Genomic DNA, 20,001 nt, shown 5'->3' on the forward strand with positions numbered 1-20,001 from the left:
AGAAAGTAAACTATTAAAAAAGGCATCCATTTGGATGCCTTTTTAGATTGAACCTGTGTTTTGTTTGTGTTTTATTTGTTCAACTTCATCTCTTCTGCATGAACTTGAGCATTAAAGCCTGGAGCCACTTTACCCGCTTGAGTATCGTTGAAGATGGCTTCGTTAAATTCATTTTCAGACTTGGCAATCACCACTGTCGCGACTGTATCGCCAGTGACGTTTACCGCTGTACGCACCATATCAAGCAATCTATCGACACCAATAATCAATGCGATACCTTCAACAGGAAGGCCTACTTGGTTTAGTACCATAGCAAGCATGATTAGACCCACACCAGGCACACCAGCAGTACCGATAGAGGCAAGGGTTGCTGTTACCACAACCATAGCGTAATCGGTGATGGTTAGCTCGATACCAAATACTTGAGCAATAAAGACGGTTGCAACACCTTGCATAATTGCGGTGCCATCCATGTTAATGGTCGCACCTAGTGGCAAGGTGAAAGAGGCAATCTTATTGTCAACGCCCATACGGTGCTCTGCAGTCTCAATCGTCACAGGCAATGTGGCATTTGAACTTGCCGTACTGAAGGCAAATAGCTGTACGTCGCGGATTTTACGGATAAAGGTGAATGGATTAAGTCCCGAGAATACTTTAAGCAACACAGGGTAAACAACAAACGCATGGATAAGTAATACGCCAAGTACTACGAAGAAGTATTTAACCACGCTACCAAAGGTTTCCATGCCCAGTGTTAGAGCAAGTTTTGCCATCAAGGCAAACACACCATATGGAGCAAGCTGCATGATTAGCGTAACAACACGCATGATCACTTCGTTAAGGTCGTTAAACAGCGCTGCAACACGTGCGCCACGCTCGCCAATATGCGAGATAGCAAAACCGAAGATCACCGCAAATATGATGATCTGCAGCATATTACCTTCACTCATTGCATGCAGTGGGTTAGTCGGTACAAGGTTAATCAGTACATCTGAAAGGCTTGGTGCCTGTTTGACATCAAACTGCATGCCTTCAGTGACCATACTGGCGTTACCTGGGTGGACTGCAATAGCCACTAAAATGGCCATTGAAAGTGCAATCGCAGTGGTAAACAAGTAAAACGCGATGGTTTTGCCACCGAGTCGACCCACTTTAGAAGGCTCACTCAGTGAACAAGTACCACAGACTAATGAAACAAAAACAAGAGGAACAACAAGCATTTTTAAGCTTGAGATAAAGATGGTACCGATTACATTGAGCACACCCTCTGTGATGTACTCTTTGACAAAGTCACTCTCTGGAAACAGATTGCGTAATAACAGCCCGAGAATAATACCGGTAAACATACCGATAATAATTTTACTCGTTAAGCCGAGTTTTTTGGTTTTCGTAGCAGACATAGTGCTTCCTGTATAATTTTTATGCTTTTCAATTTGCGTCATAAAGCCTAGCAAGAAAGTGTCACCGAGGAAATGGGGTAAAAGTTAAGTTTTGCAGGGTTCTTGCAAATAAATAGATGTTTATTGTGGAAAAGTTATGGGAAAATTGTGTAATGTGAGTTGCTAGGTAGCTTGATAGTTATCAAAAATAATAATCTGAGTAACAGGGAGTCTGACAATGAAGTCAGCTTATAGCATTTTTATTGCTTTTATATGGTCGTTTATTCTCGTTGGTTGTAGTGGTGGAGGTAGTATTTCTACCGATCCTGACAACCCAAATCCACCAGAGCCAACCGAAGTCATCACCGTTTCGCTTTCAATTTCTAATTCCGAATCCATTACGGCTGACGCCCCGGCAGAAGTAACTGCAGTGGTAAGCAGTTCGTTAAACGGTCCTTTAGCCGGAAAGCTTGTCACGTTTAAACTAAATGACAGTGATATTGGTACTTTCATCCCTGGTATTGGTACCGATAAAACAGATGCAAATGGTATTGCAAAAGTATTGTTGGCGACGTCTAATATTCCAGGTGCCAGCTCATTAACCGTTGAGGTTGCTGGTTACAGTGATATTGTTTCAGAGCCGTTAGTTTTCGTTATGCAAGGCGACGGTGGCGAAGTCAGTGGAGGAGCCTCCGTTGTTGTGGTATTAACAGATGCCGCGGGTAATGCAATTGAAGCGATTACGACTACAGAACCCGGCAAGATTACTGCAACAGTAACAGGGATCAATAAACCTTCGATAGTGACTTTTGCTACTGCAATCGGAGATCTGCCAATTACCTCAGCTGTAACCGATGTAAATGGTAAAGCGACTGTTGATATCTACGCTGGTAGCTCATTGGGGGCTGGTGAGGTAACAGCATCTCTTTCAACTGGTGAAGAAGGAAAAACGGTTGTTGTGGTTGGTGCGACTAATGTTGTTATGGGCAGTGGCTCACCATTTAAGGAAGGGGTTGCAAGCATCAGTGTTGCCGAGCTAACCGCTGGTGGCACCGCAACGATTTCAGTTGTTATACAAGATGAGAACGGAAACCCTTTTACTCAGCCTGTTGATGTTAACTTTTCATCTACTTGTTCTGCTAAGCTTACTCCAGAAGCTGAAATTAGCTCACCAGTCCCTTCAGTGAATGGTGTAGCAACAACCACTTATTTAGCTCAAGGTTGTAAAGGTGATGATGCGATTAACGTTACAGCTAATGCTGGTGGTTTGAATTTGGCAGCGACAGGAACCATTAACGTGTTATCTGCCAGTGTTGGGAGTATCGTATTTGATTCTGCAACACCTGAAAATATTAGTATTTTAGGAACTGGTGGCGATGAATCATCGGTTGTTAAGTTCAAAGTTCTCGATACTAACAGCAATCCAGTTAGTAACCAGGCAGTATCATTTTCGCTTAATACCGATGTTGGCGGAATTTCACTTGATCCTGTTACTGCCACGACAAATAGTCAGGGTATCGCACAAACTGTTGTCAGAACGGGTACGGTTGCAACATCTGTGCGCGTAACAGGTACTGTGGATGGCTCATCTCCAGTGATATCAAGTCAATCTAAGCAGCTGATTGTTTCAACGGGTATTCCTGACCAAGATAGTTTCTCTCTCTCTGCTTCAGTGTTAAACGCTGAAGCGTGGAATATTGATGGGACAATGGTGAATGTCACAGCTAGACTTGCAGATGCATTTAACAACCCCGTACCTGATGGCACAACAGTGTCTTTTACAACTGAAGGTGGCTCAATTGAAGATGCTTGCCAGACCAAAAATGGTGCTTGTAGCGTTATTTGGACGAGTCAACTTGCAAGGCCTGTAGGTGAGAAACTTATTGATGGCGCTGGAATTCAGATCCGTAACCCTATAAGTAGTCTTGCATACGATGCTGCATTGAAGGTGTACGGTAATTTTTATGGCCAAAAATACGGCGGACGAGCAACGATAACAGCTACCGCTATTGGCGAAGAGTCTTTTCCTGACTTGAATGGTAATGGTCGCTTTGATGCAAACGAAGTCAATGCATTTCAGAACAGTCAAGATGTTAGTGGCATGCCATTTGATCTAAATGATGCATTTGTAGATCATAATGAAGACGGCTTATTTAACCCGCAACAGGCTGGTGGACAATCTGGTGGTGAAGAAGAAGAACCCATAGATTTTAATGCAAATGGCATTTTTGATCTTAAAGATGGTAAATACAACGGTGTGCTCTGTTCTGAAACAGCGCATGATGGTTGCGCTGATGGTATTAATCAACCTAAGTCTATATATGTTCGTGGAAGCCTTGTTATTGTGATGTCAGGCAGTACAGCTCTTGCTACTGATGAATCAAATGTATTGATTGTTGATAGTTATAGTGGTCCGAATGGTACCTACGATCAAAGTATCGATATTATTGGTAAATCGACAGGCACAGTTTATTTTACAATCTCAGATCTTCATAATCAGCAGATGCCAGCGGGTACTAAGGTTAAGTTCACCGCGAGTGCTGGTTCAGTGGTTAGTGGCAGTGAATATACTTGGCCGAGCACGAACTACAATGGTGGGCGAGAGTTTAGTGTGACGGTTAAAGGTGAAGATGAACCTAATTCTGGAACTTTTTTAGTCACAGTCGAAACACCAGGGGTGACGACAGCCGATGGAACAAGGATCAACGGCACAGCAACTGAAGTTATCTCAATTGATATTAATATTAATTAGTTCGATTAATAGGGTATTAACATTTTACCTGTAAAAAAGCCCCGCGATGCGGGGCTTTTTTACTTAGTAAACCAGCTTACGTACAGCCGTTAAATAATCATCTCTGGAACTGGTACACACTGCCTAGCTTCATGATTTGGGTTAGCTCATCAAGGGCTGTGCGGGACTCAATGATAAGCTGCGGATCGGCTAAGTCTTCAACGAGTAAGCGGTCACGATAATGCTTATCGACCCACTGATTTAAGCGTGTGAATAATCCATCATTCATCAAGGTGTGCTGGTTTACTGCGGCAACTTCGTCTTGGTTCATCGCAACGCGAAGGCGTAAACAGGCTGGGCCCCCGCCGTTTTGCATGCTCTGCTTAACGTCAAAGTAAAGCACTTGCTTAATCGGTGTATCAAGAGTGACAAGTTCGTTAAGGTAAGCGAAAACCGCTGGATTTTCTTGACAGTTGGTTGGCGCAATAATTGCCATTTCACCCGAAGGTAGCGTGACTACTTGGGTATTGAACAGATAACTCTTTACGGCATCTTGAATAGCAACTTTTGAAGTTGGTACTTCAACAAAGTGCAGCGCTGATTCACCAAACTTTTGTTTGATTTCAGTCAGCTTAGCTTGAGTGTTTAAAAATGCCTGCTCATGGTAGAACAATACGTTTTGGTTGCCGACGGCAATCACATCGTTGTGAAATACACCTTGGTCAATCACATCTGGGTTTTGCTGAATATAAACCGTGCCGTCATCTTCCAACTGATGTAGACGAGCAACCGCTTGTGATGCTTCTAGAGTTTGGCGTGCAGGGAATTTTTGTGGCTTAGGCGCCGAAGGATTTGTGGCTTCTTGGCCGTAAACAAACAGCTCAACACCTGCATGGCCATATTCATTGCAAAGGCGAGTATGGTTAGCTGCACCTTCATCACCAAAGCTGGCATGTTCTGGAAGATGTTGGTGATGTTTGAAATAACGGCTATCGTTAAACGTAGCTTGAAGAATATTGCCAGTTGTGACGGGTTCAATACTACGGTGAAGTTTGTCGACCAGGTTTGCAGGGGTAAAGTGCAGTTTTCCATCGTGAGTGTCGGCGCTTGGCGATACCGTTGCCGCATTAGCTGTCCACATGCTTGATGCACTGCAGCATGCTCGTAGAAGCGCTGGTGCTTCTTTCGCTGCTTTATTGAGGATTGCAGCGTCGGTGCCGGTAAAACCGATTCTACGCAGCGTGTGTAGGTCTGGGCGTTCTTGCGGAGCAAGCATTCCTTGAACTAAACCGAGATCGGCTAACGCCTTTGCTTTTTTGAGCCCTTGCTTTGCAGCATCTTTAGGACTTGAGTTTGCAGCGGCGTTATTTAATGAGGCGACGTTACCAAATGATAAACCAGCGTAATTATGCGTTGGCCCAACGAGCCCGTCGAAATTCGCTTCAAAATGCTTCATTCTTGTTTTCCTTTAGGGTATCTCAGGTTGTGATATCTTTTCTGAGTTGTAATTATTGTGGTCAGTATACTTAAGCGTGAGTGCGGCACAAGCGAGTATAATTTGGTGAAAATATTGAATTTGCATCAAAATGCACAACTGATACTTACTTGATGACTAATAATGAAATATTAGTTTTTAAATACGCACTAATTTTTTTCACATAAATTTCGAAAACGGTTAAAAAATGGTACTTCAGTACAAAAAAAAGAGGGATTAGCTTGAAACTCTTTACACAACCCTCTATATATGGAGCCAAATTTCCGATTTTTGAGACTCGTTGGCGCAAATTAATCTATGGGTAAATCGCTAGTAATCGTCGAATCACCGGCCAAAGCCAAGACTATTAATAAATATCTAGGCAAAGATTTCATCGTTAAGTCGAGCGTAGGTCACATCCGTGATCTGCCTACATCATCGAGTTCAGACGCTAAAGTTGTCAGTAAGACAGCAGCTGAAGTCAAAAAGATGTCTCCAGAGGAGAAGGCTGAGTATAAGAGCTTAAAAGCGAAGCAAGCATTAGTTTCGCGCATGGGGGTTGATCCAGAAAATGGCTGGAAAGCCAATTACCAAACCTTACCCGGCAAAGAAAAAGTCGTTAAGGAACTTCAAACTCTGGCAGCATCAGCTGACCATATCTATCTCGCAACCGATTTGGATAGAGAGGGGGAGGCAATTGCTTGGCACTTGCAAGAGGTTATTGGTGGTGACGCATCTCGCTATCAGCGCGTGGTATTTAACGAAATTACCAAGACAGCGATTCAAGATGCATTTAGTCAGCCATCAGTGCTTGATACTAATATGGTTAACGCCCAACAAGCCCGTCGTTTCTTAGACCGCGTTGTTGGTTTTATGGCTTCACCACTTTTGTGGAAGAAAGTCGCACGTGGTTTATCTGCCGGTCGTGTACAGTCAGTCGCTGTGCGTTTGGTTGTTGAGCGTGAAAGCGAAATTAAAGCCTTTGTGCCAGAAGAGTTCTGGGACGTGCATGCAGAGTTAAATACTTTAACTGATGATTTGCTGAAAATGCAGGTAGTCAAGTTTGAAGGTAAAGCCTTTAACCCTGTGAATGAGGCGCAAGCGCAAACAGCAGTTAGTCAGTTATCTCAGTCAAGCTTTGTGGTGGCTGCTCGTGAAGATAGAGCAACATCAAGTAAGCCATCTGCGCCATACATTACTTCAACGTTACAGCAAGCAGCGAGTACGCGTTTAGGCTATGGCGTTAAGAAGACGATGATGATGGCTCAACGTTTGTATGAAGCGGGTCATATTACTTATATGCGTACCGACTCGACAAACCTAAGCCAAGAAGCACTCGATAACGTGCGCGACATGATTGCTAAAGATTATGGCGATAACTATCTGCCAGAATCTCCAATTCGTTATGGTAGCAAAGAAGGCGCTCAAGAGGCTCACGAAGCGATTCGTCCTTCAAATGTAAAAGTGAGCGCAGCATCGCTGTCTGACATGGAGCGGGACGCTCAGCGTCTGTACGAGCTTATTTGGCGTCAGTTTGTATCGTGTCAGATGACTCCTGCAAAATACGATGCAACTCGCCTGACTGTAAAAGCGGGTGAATATGAGCTTAAAGCAACGGGCCGTACTCTTCGTTTCGATGGTTGGACGCGTGTACAAACCGCGATCAAAAAGAAGAATGAAGAAGACAATACCCTGCCATACGTGGCACAAGGTGATGCAGTTGCGCTTAAAGAGTTGTTGCCTAAGCAGCACTTTACTAAGCCTGCACCACGTTTCAGTGAAGCTTCTTTGGTTAAAGAGTTAGAAAAGCGTGGCATTGGCCGTCCATCAACTTATGCAACGATCATTTCAACCATTCAAGACCGTGGTTATGTCAAAGTTGAAAACCGTCGTTTCTATGCAGAAAAGATGGGTGAGATCGTCAGTGATAGTTTGGTCGGTAGCTTTGAAGATCTGATGAGTTACGACTTTACCGCAAGCATGGAGCAAACATTAGATGATGTTGCTCAAGGTAAGCTTGAGTGGAAAAAAGTACTTGATGGTTTTTACAAGGACTTCACAAAGCAGTTAGAAGTTGCTGAATTGCCTCCTGAAGAGGGCGGTATGCGCCCGAACGAAATGGTGATTACAGACGACATTAAGTGTCCAACCTGTGGTCGTCCTATGGGGATCCGCACCGGTTCAACGGGTGTCTTCCTAGGTTGTTCAGGTTATGCATTGCCACCAAAAGAGCGTTGTAAAACGACTCTAAACTTAACGCCTGGTGAAGAAGCGATAAGTGAAGGCGGTGAAGATGCTGAAACTGAAGCGTTACGTGCTAAACATCGTTGTGGCATTTGTGGTACAGCCATGGATAGCTACTTAATCGATGAAAAGCGTAAGCTACATGTGTGTGGTAACAACCCAACGTGTGAAGGTTACGAAGTCGAAGCCGGTCAGTTTAAGATTAAAGGCTACGAAGGCCCAATTATCGAATGCGATCGCTGTGGCAACGATATGGAGCTTAAAAACGGTCGTTTTGGTAAGTACTTTGGCTGTACAAATTCTGAGTGTAAGAATACGCGTAAACTGCTGAGAAGTGGTGAAGCTGCGCCGCCAAAAGAAGATCCAATTCACCTACCTGAGCTGAAATGTACTAAGTCTGACGCATACTTTGTTCTGCGCGACGGTGCAGCGGGTATTTTCCTTGCTGCAAGTACCTTCCCTAAATCACGAGAGACACGTGGTCCGTTAGTGGAAGAGCTTATTAAGTATCGTGAATTATTATGGCCTAAGTATCAGTATCTCGCTGATGCACCTGTGGCAGATGATGACGGTAACTTAGCGTCAGTGCGCTTTAGTCGTAAGACAAAAGAGCAGTATGTCGCAACGGATGTAGACGGTAAGGCAACTGGCTGGTCATCAAAGTTTGTTGATGGCAAGTGGGTCACTGAGGCGAAAGCAAAAGCTAAGCCTAAGGCCAAGCCAAAAGCCAAGCCAAAAGCCAAGCCAAAAGCTAAGGCGAAAAAAGCGGAGTAATTCGTTGTAAAAACTAAGCCATAAAAAAGCCCCGCTAAGTCGGGGCTTTTTTGTGTCTTTTTTCACGAAGCAGATTTAGTAAAGCAAGCTTAATGGATTGGTTTAGCGAACTAAGTTAGCTCACCACTGTGTTAGCGAATACCGGTTACCACTTCTTCTTTGGCTGGAATAGCACATCAATATCATCGTCATCACCTTTTGATTTCACTGCGACTGGATGAGCGGTTTTCTGAGCGCTAGTGATCTCTTCAAGCATGTTTTTTGCCTCTTCAACTTTACAGGCAATAAACGGATCATTAGGAGTTTGTGCTTTTATCGTGTGTAGAGTCCCCAATGCCTTTGTGACCATCTGTTTTGCTGAGCCGTATTGTTTCATAAAGCAAGCCGCTCGTCCTCGCGCTAGCATAGAGTCAACGTTGATACGTAGCTGCAAACTATCAATGCGCATCTCTTCTTGGCTAAAGACTGCTGGCTCAACCTTACCTTTGTTATGCTCGGCTCGTAAAATGGCTTTCATCTTCTTAAGGTTCTGTACCAGAGTGAGTATTTGTCTATCGTTATCAGGTAAGCGAAATTGTTCAATGGCAGGTGCGGATTTAGGACTCGCTTGCAGCGCCTGTATTTGAGTGCGCACGTCGATAAGGCGACGTTCATAATCATTGCTGAGATTTGCAGCCAGTGGGAGTGCCAGAGCCAAGCCCTCTTCAACTCTTCGATAAAGGATTAAAATGATGCTTGAAGAGCAGGGGATGAGACCAGTATTAGACAAAACGTCTTCTGTTTCATCTATCACTGCGCGTTGGCGTGCAAGCTCAGTTCGCCTTTCGGCTTCAACGCGCGCTTTTTGTTGTTGGACGAGACTCACGCCTATCACTAGGAGTAATAAGGCGCCGAGTAAAACCAAGACTGAAGCAAATATCATAGTGAAACCAATAAGTTTACAATTCGGCTAATGCTACTATAAATCAACATTCTAGGGTAGTAATCTTCATCATGCTTTCTATAGTAAGCTCTTCGCAGAGATTGACAATTATGTTATATTCCATTTGATTTAATTATTGCCATGTACTATAACCAATAATTATAGTTAAATGCGTCATTACTTATTTACTAGACAGGTAAAAGCCTGCCCATCGGAAGGATAAAAGATGAAGTTGCAGCAACTTAGGTATATTGCAGAGGTCGTAAATCATAATCTCAATGTTTCGGCTACAGCGGAGAATCTGTATACATCTCAACCAGGCATAAGTAAGCAAGTACGCATGCTTGAGGATGAGCTAGGGATCCAGATTTTTGGTCGCAGTGGTAAGCATCTGACTCATGTTACCCCGGCGGGTTTGCAAGTGATTAGCATTGCTAACGATATTCTTGGCAAAGTAGAAAGCATTAAGAAAGTCGCTGAAGAGTACACTAAGCCTGATCAAGGTGAGCTTAATATTGCGACTACAGATACCCAAGCGCGTTATGCTTTACCTCATATTATTCAAGGCTTTATTGACCGCTATCCAAAAGTTAATTTGCATATGCATCAAGGTACGCCGTCACAGATCAGTGAGTTGGCTGCGAGAGGGGATGCTGATTTTGCGATAGCAACAGAAGCGATGCACTTGTATAGCGATTTGATTATGCTGCCTTGTTATCACTGGAACCGCTCTATTGTCGTGACCCGTGATCATCCATTGGCCGCGAGAAGCAACATTAGTATCGAAGATCTGGCCCGCTTCCCCTTAGTCACGTACGTATTTGGTTTTGACCGTGCCTCTGAGATCGAAAAGTCGTTTAATCGTGCAGGCCTTGAACCTAGAGTTGTTTTCAGTGCCACCAGTGCTGATGTACTTAAAACTTATGTCAGGCTTGGTTTAGGTGTCGGTGTGATTGCGTCGATGGCAATTGATGAGCATATGGATAAAGATTTGGTTGCAATTGATGCTAGTCACCTGTTTGCGCATAGTACGACAAAGATTGGCTTTAGAAAGGGTAACTTCCTACGTACTTATATGTATGACTTTATTGAGTATTTTGCACCACACTTGACCCGCACCGTGGTTGAGCAAGCTGTAGCGTTAAGAGATGCTCAGCAGATTGAAGCGATGTTTGCGAATGTCGAACTGCCCGTTAGATAGGGTATAGGCGCTGTTGACTCCTTAGAATAAAAAAACCTCGCAATAGCGAGGTTTTTTGTTAATGCAATATCAGTATTACTTGGCAAGCTTACATCTGCTCAGCTTTAACATTCAACAATATTGACGGCTAAGCCGCCTTTGGCGGTCTCTTTGTACTTGCTGCGCATGTCTTTACCTGTATCCATCATGGTCTTGATCACTTTATCGAGTGAGACTTTATGGTTACCATCACCGCGCATTGCCATACGGGAAGCGTTAATCGCCTTTACTGCACCCATAGCGTTACGTTCAATACAAGGAACTTGTACAAGACCGCCTACGGGATCACAAGTGAGTCCTAGGTTATGCTCCATGCCAATCTCTGCAGCGTTCTCTACATGCTCAACTGTGCCGCCCATGATCTCAGTCAGTGCCGCAGCAGCCATAGAGCAAGCTACACCTACTTCGCCCTGACAGCCTACTTCTGCGCCAGAGATAGACGCGTTCTTCTTATAAAGAATACCGATAGCAGCGGCGGTAAGCAGGTAGCGAGCGCATACGTCTCTATCAACTTCTTGGACGAACATATCGTAGTAGCATAAAACGGCCGGAATAATACCCGCAGCGCCGTTAGTTGGAGCGGTGACAACACGATCGCCAGCAGCATTTTGCTCGTTAACAGACAGTGCGAATAAGTCAACCCAATCCATAACTGTGAGTGGGTCAACACAGTTTTTGCCTTCAGCTTTTAAGCGGCGGTGAAGGGAAGGTGCACGGCGTCTAAGTTTTAGCCCTCCCGGTAAAATACCTTCTTTTTGATAACCACGCTCAACGCAAGTTTTCATGGTTTGCCAAATTTGCCAAAGTTGATCATTAATATCGTCAGCATTGGCAATACTAAGCTCATTGGCCATCATTAGGGACGAAATACTAAAACCATTCTCAGTACAAAGCTCTAGTAGTTGCTGTGCAGAATTAAAATCAAAAGGTGCTGACTTAATCGGCGCTGCAGGCGAGGCGTCTTGGGCTTTTATTTCATCTTCATCGAGAATGAAACCACCGCCGACTGAATAATAGGTACGCTCATAAATACATTTGCCTTCCTTATAAGCATATAAGGTCATGGCATTGGCGTGGGCTGGAAGGCTTTTACGTCTATGATAAGTAATGCCGTTGGCTCGAGAGAATAGTACATCACGACCTGAGGCTAAGATTAAGCGTTCATTGTCACTCACTTGCTCTAAAATGGCGTCAATGCTATCGGTATCAACCGTATCCGGCGCTTCACCCATTAGGCCTAAGATCACCGCTTTTCCTGTACCGTGGCCTTTACCTGTTTGACCTAAAGAACCGAATAGCTCTGAACGTAATTCATCTATGCTGTCGAGATGACCTAACGCTTGTAGTTGTTCGATGAAGATATTGCCGGCTTTCATTGGGCCAACAGTGTGAGAACTTGACGGCCCGATGCCGATTTTGAACATGTCGAATACACTAATCATGTTAAACCTTTATTGCTCTAGTCGTTATAATTATTACCAATTCACTAAGATAAAACTGAAGATAGAACTGAATGGAGGTATGACTCTATTCTTGATATATTTCTTATATTCAGCGTGTAAAAATGATGCTTGATGTTAATCTTAGTCGCTTGAATTCATTGGTGTAAAAAAGTATCCCATACTTTAGCTTTTTCTCTATCATTAGTTTTTTTGTATGCAATATTTAAACATTAGATAAACTAATTACACATCAGCAACAATATTATCACCTGCGGATTTGTATTATTTTTATAATAGTTGTTGTTTAACATGTGTTTATTGAGAATTTCGTTATGTACTGATGGGTGAGGTTCTTTCAAGCTTAGGTAGGCTATAGCATCATCGGGATTAAAATTTAGAGGGTTATATGAGTTATTTAATGTTAGATATCGAGTCCACGGAGCTCAGTGCAGCTGAATCTGCGCAGCTAGTTCATCCTATGATAGGTGGATTGATTTTATTTAGCCGTAATTATGTTGACCGAAGCCAGCTGGTTACACTTATCCAGTCTATTCGCGCAGTGCGCCCCGATATTGTGATAGCCGTCGATCATGAAGGTGGTCGCGTGCAGCGTTTTCGTGATGGTTTTACTGTTCTGCCTGCAATGGGAGATATTCTACCCGCTGCAAATGGTGATATGGCACAAGCTAAGAAATGGGCAACAGAGCTTGGCTATCTAATGGCCATTGAGTTGTTGGCTGTTGATATCGATTTGAGCTTTGCACCTGTGCTGGATTTAAATGGGGTTAGCCAAGTGATAGGCACCAGAAGCTTTAGCCCTAATAAAGATGAAGTGGTTGAACTTGCGGGAGCGTTTATTGATGGCATGGAGCAAGCGGGTATGTGCGCGGTAGGCAAACATTTTCCTGGCCACGGTAGCGTCGAAGCCGATTCACACATTGCTAAGCCAGTTGATGAGCGCACAAAAGATGAGATTTTTGCTAATGACATGCAGCCATTTAAGGCGTTAATCGATAACAATCGATTGCAAGGCATCATGCCTGCGCATGTTATTTATCCAAAAGTTGATAGTCAGCCTGCAGGCTTCTCTTCATTTTGGCTACAAGATGTACTGCGTCAGCAGTTAAGCTTTAACGGGGTCATTTTCTCTGATGATCTAGGAATGAAAGGTGCCGCTGTCGCTGGTGGATACACCGCAAGAGCACAAGCTGCACTCGATGCGGGTTGCAACATGATTTTAGTGTGTAACGATAGCGAAGGGGCTACAGAGGTGCTCAATGGCGTGCAGTGGCCAAATGATGACAAGGGATTAAGTGCTAACTTATTAAAGCCTAATCCCCAAAAAGTGGTTAAAGCACTTGAGGATTATGAGCGCTGGGAGCATGCTAAGGCCATTGCTAAAAGTTTGATTTAGCGCAACACAAAGACAAGCATTGCTTGCTAGGTTGGCTAACATTAATGATGAATAAATTATTGGGGGGATACAATGATCCTTTATCTTCACGGGTTTGATGCTACAAGCCCGGGTAATCACGACAAGATGCGTCAGTTGCAGTTCATTGATGATGATGTACGTTTAGTGAGTTACAGCACACAGCATCCTAAAAACGATATGCAACATTTACTTAATGAAGTGAGTAAGCAGATCGCATCGTCTGATGATAAATCGCCGTTAATTATAGGCGTTGGCTTAGGCGGTTATTGGGCTGAGCGGATTGGTTTTTTAAATGGCATTAAGTCAGTACTGATTAATCCAAATTTGACGCCTCAAGAGAATATGGTCGGCAGTATTGATAGGCCTGAAGAGTATCGTGATATTGCCAACAAGTGTGTGAAGGACTTTCGTGCTTTGAACAGGGGTAAGTCGCTGTGTATTTTAGCAAGGCTGGATGAGGTTAACGACAACACGCAAGTCGAGTCGACATTAAAAGGTTACTACTCTATAGCGTGGGATGAAGAGCAGCAGCATAAGTTTGCCTCTCTTGCTGCTCAGCTAAAGCGAATTAAAGAGTTCAAAGGCTGAATTAGGCTCACGTTAAGCTAATTTTTGCTTAACTTTATTTTAGTACTCGAAGCTTAATAGAACCACTTACAGTGTCTTTGCTGTAAGTGGTTTTTTTATGGGTGTTTTTTGCTCAACGCAGGGGTTTGGGTTATCTTTATAGCAATCAGTATCAAGATTTCAATATGAAGATTTCAACGCTCATCTAAGGAAGACACTATGAAGCGCGTCATGATTAAAGTGAAGGGAAAGGTGCAAGGGGTTTCTTATCGACAAAACACCCTGATGCAGGCCAATGCACTTGGCGTGACGGGATACGTGAGTAACCTTAGCGATGGTTCAGTGCAGATCTTAGCCCAAGGTGGATATCTTGCTGTCGATAAACTCATTAGCTGGTGTCACATTGGTGCACCCATGTCGCAAGTGTCTGAGGTGATTGTAGAAGAGGACGAGGCAGATGATATCTACCTCGACTTTTCAATTATGCAGCTTTAAAAGGTTGCTAGAGGCAAGGCCACAGTGTCAGTGCTTGCACCTGTTACTTTCGCTGTGGGGTGCTGCATTTTTCTTATCTGAATGATCATCCCCATCTTAGGGTGGTCAAAATAATGTACTTCATCACTACGTACTCGGCGGTTTTGTACCATAGGGATAGAGTAAAGATAAGGGGTTATCACCTCTTGAGGTGTTGTTTCAGCCCCGCCTGTTTCTATCTCACTAGGCGACGCTCTGAGCTCATTTTTAGCCACTAAAACGGTTTTGCTGCCCGGTTCACGTAATCTAAAATCAGTTTCGATGAACAGATAGTGCTGCAGATAGATATTGATAGTACCGTCAAATTTCCACACTGGCTTATTGGTATCACTGCTAAATTGGGAGCCCATAAAGTCAAAGTTGCCAAACTCTGAGCTGGGATCTGTAGCTTTAATAGGTTGGCCGTTAAATTCATACTCTTCAGAATAATCATGACCTGAGTACAACTTAACGGGAACAGCGCGATTACGCGGAAGCATAGATTGCTGCCAAGTCATATGCAAAAGGCTGTGGGTGCCTTTTTCGCGAGAAATCCTTGCCATAATATCTTGAAACTGACTTTGGCTCTGAGCCAGTAACACGGCGCCATCACCTAAATGCGCAATAGCAGGCTTCGCTGCTGCTATTTGCATCGGTATATCCGCCATGGCTTTATGGTTGGCGCTAGTTAACTGTTCATTACAATTAACGCTGTCGGTCGCCCAATCTGTTGATGTACAACCGTTAAGCCCCATGCTCACCGCGGTTAAATCAGTGCTGACCATTGGCGTGATAAAGTCGACGGTTTTTCGACTACGCGCTTCAGTGGTCTTGGTTGACCATTGCTCAACACTCGGAACATCGCGTTCGAAGATGTAGACTTCGACCTCAAACCAACGCTCTTCTGCCGCAAATACACTTGCAGATAGGCTGGATAAAAGGCTAAGAGCTAAAGCTGTGCTTAGCTTGTTTTTAGATAGTCCTAACACGATCATTCTCCAAGACGATGCTGAAACAACTGCTCAATTAACAGTTTGAGTAATGCGAGCCTGTCTTTTGCTGTTTCAGAAGGCATAGCAAATTTTAGCTTATTGGGCCCGTCCATTCGATATACTTGGGGCTGAGTTTGCAGTAAGCCGATGATAAAGGTTGGATCAACCTTGTTATTTTCACCAAACTCTATACTACCACCTTTGGCATGCATTTCGATTTTTCTTAAGCCTAACTGTGTGGCCAAGTGCTTATAAAGGGTCATTTCCATCAAGTTTTTGGTGGCGTCGGGTAACATACCAAAACGGTCAATCAACTCGACTTTTAATTCATCAAGAGCTTTAGCGGTTTCACAGTTGGCAATGCGTTTATATAAAGATAAACGCATGTTAACGTCAGCGACGTAATCTTCAGGCAATAATGCTGGAATTCGCAGCTCAATTTCACATTGATGACGTAGCATCTGCTCAAGCGAAGGCTCTTTACCCTGTTTTAGTGACTTAACCGCATCCTCTAGCATCTCCATGTAGAGGGTAAAACCAATCTTAGAGATATGGCCGCTCTGTTCATCACCAAGCAATTCCCCCGCGCCGCGAATTTCTAAATCCTGAGTGGCGAGCATAAAGCCTGCACCGAGGTCCTCGAGCGCGCCAATGGCTTCAAGACGTTTACGGGCATCTTTTGTCATGCGCTTTGGATGAGGTGTCATCAAATATGCGTAAGCTTGATGATGCGAGCGTCCTACACGACCACGAAGTTGATGCAGCTGGGCTAAACCAAAATGGTCAGCACGTTCAATAACGATGGTATTGGCTGATGGCACATCAATACCGGTTTCAATAATGGTGGTACAAACGAGTACGTTAAAGCGTTGATGATAAAAATCAGACATCACTCGCTCAAGTTCACGCTCACGCATCTGACCATGGGCGGTAACGACTCGCGCTTCAGGTAAAAGCTCGCTAATTTCAGCTGCGCGTTTTTCAATAGTTTCAACACTGTTATGCAAGAAATAGACTTGGCCACCTCTTAAGATCTCGCGCAGCAATGCCTCGCGAATAGTGGCTTCATCATATTCTCTGACAAAGGTTTTTACTGCGAGTCGTTTGGCAGGCGGCGTAGCGATAATCGACAAGTCACGCATACCCGACATGGCCATATTCAATGTACGTGGAATAGGGGTTGCTGTTAGGGTCAAGATATCGACGTTGGCTCGTAATGCCTTAATCTTCTCTTTTTGTCTTACGCCAAAACGGTGTTCTTCATCAATGACCAACAAGCCCAAGTTTTCAAACTTAGCCTCAGATTGCAGTAATTTGTGGGTACCAATAACGATATCGACTTTGCCATTGAGCAAGTCTTTCATCACCTGAGTTTGCTCTTTTGCCGTTTTAAAGCGAGACATCACTTCAATTTTGAAAGGCCAATCAGCAAAGCGGTCCTTAAAGTTCTCGTAATGCTGCTGGGCTAGCAAAGTGGTCGGTACTAAAATGGCGACTTGTTTGCCATCATTGACGGCAACAAAGGCGGCTCGCATAGCCACTTCAGTTTTACCAAAACCTACGTCACCGCAAACGAGTCTGTCCATCGCCGTTGGTGAGCGCATATCTTCAAGCACCGCATTAATTGAGGTCTCTTGATCAACCGTTTCTTCATAAGGGAAACTGTTAGCAAACTGAGCATATTCTTCTTGGTCAATGTGGCAAGCTTCACCTGGCCGTGCCTGCCTGCGGGCATACACATCAAGCAGCTCAGCAGCGACATCGCGAATTTTCTCAACCGCTTTTTTCTTCGCTTTGGCCCAAGTTTCGTTACCGAGTTTATTCAGCGAGGCTTCTTCATCGGGGCCAACACTGTAGCGACTAATGAGGTGCAAGGATGACACTGGCACATAGAGTTTATCGCCGCCTGAGTATTCAAGTACTAGGTACTCGGCAACGAGGCCGCCCGTGTCTAATGTTTCTAGACCTTGATAGCGGGCAACACCATGATCTAAATGAACAATCGGTTGGCCGACTTTTAGCTCTGCGAGGTTCTTAACCAGTGCGTCAGAGCTTATTTGGCGTTGTTTATCACGGCGTCGTCGCTGTGAAATACGTTGACCAAACAGTTCCGTTTCACAAATTAAGCTGAACTTGCCACCCGTTTTTTTCTCAACGATGCAGCCTTGGGCTAGCGGTGAAACAATCAGGCCAAGTTTTGTCTTGCTGGTCACAAACTCATCGAAGTGGCTAAATAGCTTTGGCTTGATATCAATCTTAGCGAGCAGTTCTAACAGCGCTTCACGGCGGCCTTCTGATTCGGCACTAAATAACAGGCGATCGGCCTGTGCGGCGTATTTCTCAAGCTCAGTTAACGGTTGCTTGAGTTTATGATTGGCGGTGACATCCGGCAGTTTGCCGACTTTGCCTTGCAGAGCCGTGCCTGTATAGGTTTCATTTTTAAGCCCAAACCGAGGAAGTGTTTTAAACGAGGAAAAAACCTGCTCAGTAAGTAGGTATAACTCCTGCGGTGCTAACAAGGGTCTTAATGGATCGACGCGCCTATCTTCATAACGCACTTCAACTTCATTAAGGTGCGATTGAATCGCCGACTCAATATCTCCCACTGTGACTAATTGGGTATGATCTGGCAAATAATCAAATAAAGTAGCAGTTTCATCAAAAAACAGCGGCAGATAGTTTTCAATACCTGCAGGCATGGTTTTTTTACTGACCATTTGGTAAATCGAACCCGGCTCTTTGACTAATACTTCAAAGCGGCGGCGATATCTTTGTCTAAAGCCTTCAATGGCCGCGTCATCGGTTGGGAACTCTTTTGCAGGCAGCAAGCGGATCGCATTGATTTCTTTACTTGAACGCTGAGTTTCAGGGTCAAAGTTGCGGATGGTCTCCACTTCATCATCAAATAGTTCGATTCGATAAGGCTGGCTCGAGCCCATAGGAAAAATATCGATAATAGAGCCGCGCACGGCAAATTCGCCATGCTCGTAAACTTGCTCAACCACGTGATAGCCAGTATTAATTAGCTGCTCGCGCACATCTAAAAGACGATATTTATCGCCTTTTTCTAGCATCAGTACATTGCCTGTGAGAAATGATTGCGGCGGTAAGCGCACCATTAAGGTGGTAACCGGCACAATGACAACGCTTTGCTGAGCTTGAGGGATCCGTGATAGGGCTTCGAGTCGCTGAGAAACCAAATCTTGATGCGGCGAAAAACTGTCGTACGGAAGTGTTTCTCGGTCAGGGAACAGCCAAATCGGTATTGACTGCTCACTGAGTAAGTAACTTAGCTCAGCTTCTAGACCGATAGCGTTAGGCGTATCGGCAGTCACAACCAAGGTCACACCCTGATGTTGCCTAGCAATATTGGCGATGGTTAGCGCTTGGGCTGCGCCGCTAAGTGTACACAGCGTTTGTGCCAATTTGGCACTCTTGACAGCTGGTGGAGTCAATACGGAAAAAGCATTCATTAAGGCGAGGAAACAAGTCCATTAGCAGTAAAGTTGCTAAGTATTGTAGAGGCTTGTTTCAACTCATGCCAGTGAAAATTATGTTTGTCTTAACGAGCTAACTTACGCAGTTTAAGTTGCTTCTGCTGTATGCTTAAGCTGGCTTTCACTAGTTGTTCTACATCGCTGTCTTGGATCACACTAAAAGAGAGTTCGCAGGCATACTGGGCTGCGGTAGCTTGTGAGGTTGTTTCAGCGTCAGCTTCAAGCAGAGTACAGCTTTTCACTTTCGCAAGGCATAGCAGGGCAACAAGTTCCTCTTTTATATGCAATGTCACTTGAAATATCTGTCCAAGTTCAATCGGTGCGGCGCTGACAAGTGTAATGCCACTGCCACCAAAATAGCTGCCTTTATAGAGAGTGCCTTCATATTCTTCTTTGGCCATGACGTGTTGCAGAACCATGTCAATTTTACGGGATTGAAGCTTTAAAAACTCCACTATCGTTTTTGCTTCATCATCGAAATGACGAAGTTGTATTAGGCAATCTGATTCAAGGGCTTTAACATCACTAATTAGTTGCAAGCTGGTAGGCAGCATCATGGCCAGTTGCGCTGTCGACGGCAGTGGTTTAGCACTATCCCAAGGACTCAAATAGACATCAAATGGATGATTAATACTAAAATAGGCTGTAGAGTCAGTTAACAAGGGTTTTGCCTCTTGTTTTTAGGGGGCTAATACCCCTATTATCGTGCGCATCTTTATGATTTAGCAAGGTTAGACACGCAAATGTCTTACTATTTGTTCGGTATTAAGAAGATACTGAGTAAATATTAA

The 20,001-nt window shown here is 44.2% G+C and carries 13 protein-coding genes; 6 read left to right on the forward strand and 7 right to left on the reverse strand.

The window, feature by feature from the left end:
* Positions 1-71 precede the first annotated feature (71 nt).
* Positions 72-1,400, reverse strand: a complete 1,329-nt coding sequence (locus ACVBIL_RS01625; protein ID WP_447165244.1) for a dicarboxylate/amino acid:cation symporter — start codon at positions 1,398-1,400, stop codon at positions 72-74.
* Between the two features lie 217 nt (positions 1,401-1,617).
* Between ACVBIL_RS01625 and ACVBIL_RS01630 the strand changes: the two genes are divergently transcribed.
* Positions 1,618-4,131: a hypothetical protein gene (locus ACVBIL_RS01630; RefSeq protein ID WP_447163421.1), complete on the forward strand. Its 2,514-nt coding sequence runs from the start codon at positions 1,618-1,620 to the stop codon at positions 4,129-4,131.
* Between the two features lie 97 nt (positions 4,132-4,228).
* On the opposite strand, the gene astB is transcribed toward ACVBIL_RS01630, so the two are convergent.
* Positions 4,229-5,566 (reverse strand): N-succinylarginine dihydrolase, encoded by a 1,338-nt coding sequence (astB, locus tag ACVBIL_RS01635; RefSeq protein WP_447165245.1) that lies wholly within the window; start codon positions 5,564-5,566, stop codon positions 4,229-4,231.
* 336 nt (positions 5,567-5,902) lie between these two features.
* On the opposite strand from astB, the gene topA reads away from it, so the two are divergent.
* Positions 5,903-8,602 (forward strand): type I DNA topoisomerase, encoded by a 2,700-nt coding sequence (gene topA, locus ACVBIL_RS01640; RefSeq protein ID WP_447165246.1) that lies wholly within the window; start codon positions 5,903-5,905, stop codon positions 8,600-8,602.
* Positions 8,603-8,747: 145 nt separating this feature from the next.
* Here the strand turns inward: topA and ACVBIL_RS01645 are convergent, their stop codons facing one another.
* Complete coding sequence (locus tag ACVBIL_RS01645) at positions 8,748-9,524, reverse strand: hypothetical protein (RefSeq protein ID WP_447165247.1); 777 nt, start codon at positions 9,522-9,524, stop codon at positions 8,748-8,750.
* Between the two features lie 226 nt (positions 9,525-9,750).
* Between ACVBIL_RS01645 and cysB the strand changes: the two genes are divergently transcribed.
* The gene (gene cysB, locus ACVBIL_RS01650) at positions 9,751-10,725 is read left to right on the forward strand and encodes an HTH-type transcriptional regulator CysB (protein ID WP_447165248.1); all 975 of its coding nucleotides are present in this window, start codon (positions 9,751-9,753) and stop codon (positions 10,723-10,725) included.
* Positions 10,726-10,829: 104 nt separating this feature from the next.
* On the opposite strand, the gene ACVBIL_RS01655 is transcribed toward cysB, so the two are convergent.
* Positions 10,830-12,206: an L-serine ammonia-lyase gene (locus tag ACVBIL_RS01655; RefSeq protein ID WP_447165249.1), complete on the reverse strand. Its 1,377-nt coding sequence runs from the start codon at positions 12,204-12,206 to the stop codon at positions 10,830-10,832.
* 406 nt (positions 12,207-12,612) lie between these two features.
* Here ACVBIL_RS01655 and nagZ point away from each other — a divergent pair, with 406 nt between their 5' ends.
* The 3 genes from nagZ to ACVBIL_RS01670 all read left to right on the forward strand — a co-directional run bounded on the left by nagZ (position 12,613) and on the right by ACVBIL_RS01670 (position 14,703).
* Positions 12,613-13,620 (forward strand): beta-N-acetylhexosaminidase, encoded by a 1,008-nt coding sequence (gene nagZ / locus ACVBIL_RS01660; RefSeq protein ID WP_447165250.1) that lies wholly within the window; start codon positions 12,613-12,615, stop codon positions 13,618-13,620.
* 72 nt (positions 13,621-13,692) lie between these two features.
* The gene (ycfP, locus tag ACVBIL_RS01665; RefSeq protein WP_447165251.1) at positions 13,693-14,229 is read left to right on the forward strand and encodes an alpha/beta hydrolase YcfP; all 537 of its coding nucleotides are present in this window, start codon (positions 13,693-13,695) and stop codon (positions 14,227-14,229) included.
* Between the two features lie 198 nt (positions 14,230-14,427).
* Positions 14,428-14,703, forward strand: coding sequence for an acylphosphatase (locus ACVBIL_RS01670; protein WP_447165252.1), 276 nt, complete (start codon positions 14,428-14,430; stop codon positions 14,701-14,703).
* Here the strand turns inward: ACVBIL_RS01670 and ACVBIL_RS01675 are convergent.
* The 3 genes from ACVBIL_RS01675 to ACVBIL_RS01685 all read right to left on the reverse strand — a co-directional run bounded on the left by ACVBIL_RS01675 (position 14,700) and on the right by ACVBIL_RS01685 (position 19,872).
* Complete coding sequence (locus tag ACVBIL_RS01675; protein ID WP_447165253.1) at positions 14,700-15,710, reverse strand: peptidoglycan binding protein CsiV; 1,011 nt, start codon at positions 15,708-15,710, stop codon at positions 14,700-14,702. The genes ACVBIL_RS01670 and ACVBIL_RS01675 overlap by 4 nt on opposite strands.
* A gap of 2 nt (positions 15,711-15,712) precedes the next feature.
* Positions 15,713-19,186: a transcription-repair coupling factor gene (mfd, locus tag ACVBIL_RS01680; RefSeq protein WP_447165254.1), complete on the reverse strand. Its 3,474-nt coding sequence runs from the start codon at positions 19,184-19,186 to the stop codon at positions 15,713-15,715.
* A gap of 89 nt (positions 19,187-19,275) precedes the next feature.
* Positions 19,276-19,872 carry a hypothetical protein gene (locus tag ACVBIL_RS01685; protein ID WP_447165255.1) on the reverse strand — a complete coding sequence of 199 codons (597 nt, stop codon included), beginning with the start codon at positions 19,870-19,872 and terminating at the stop codon, positions 19,276-19,278.
* Positions 19,873-20,001 lie beyond the last annotated feature (129 nt).

The organism is Shewanella sp. 125m-7, assembly GCF_052977045.1.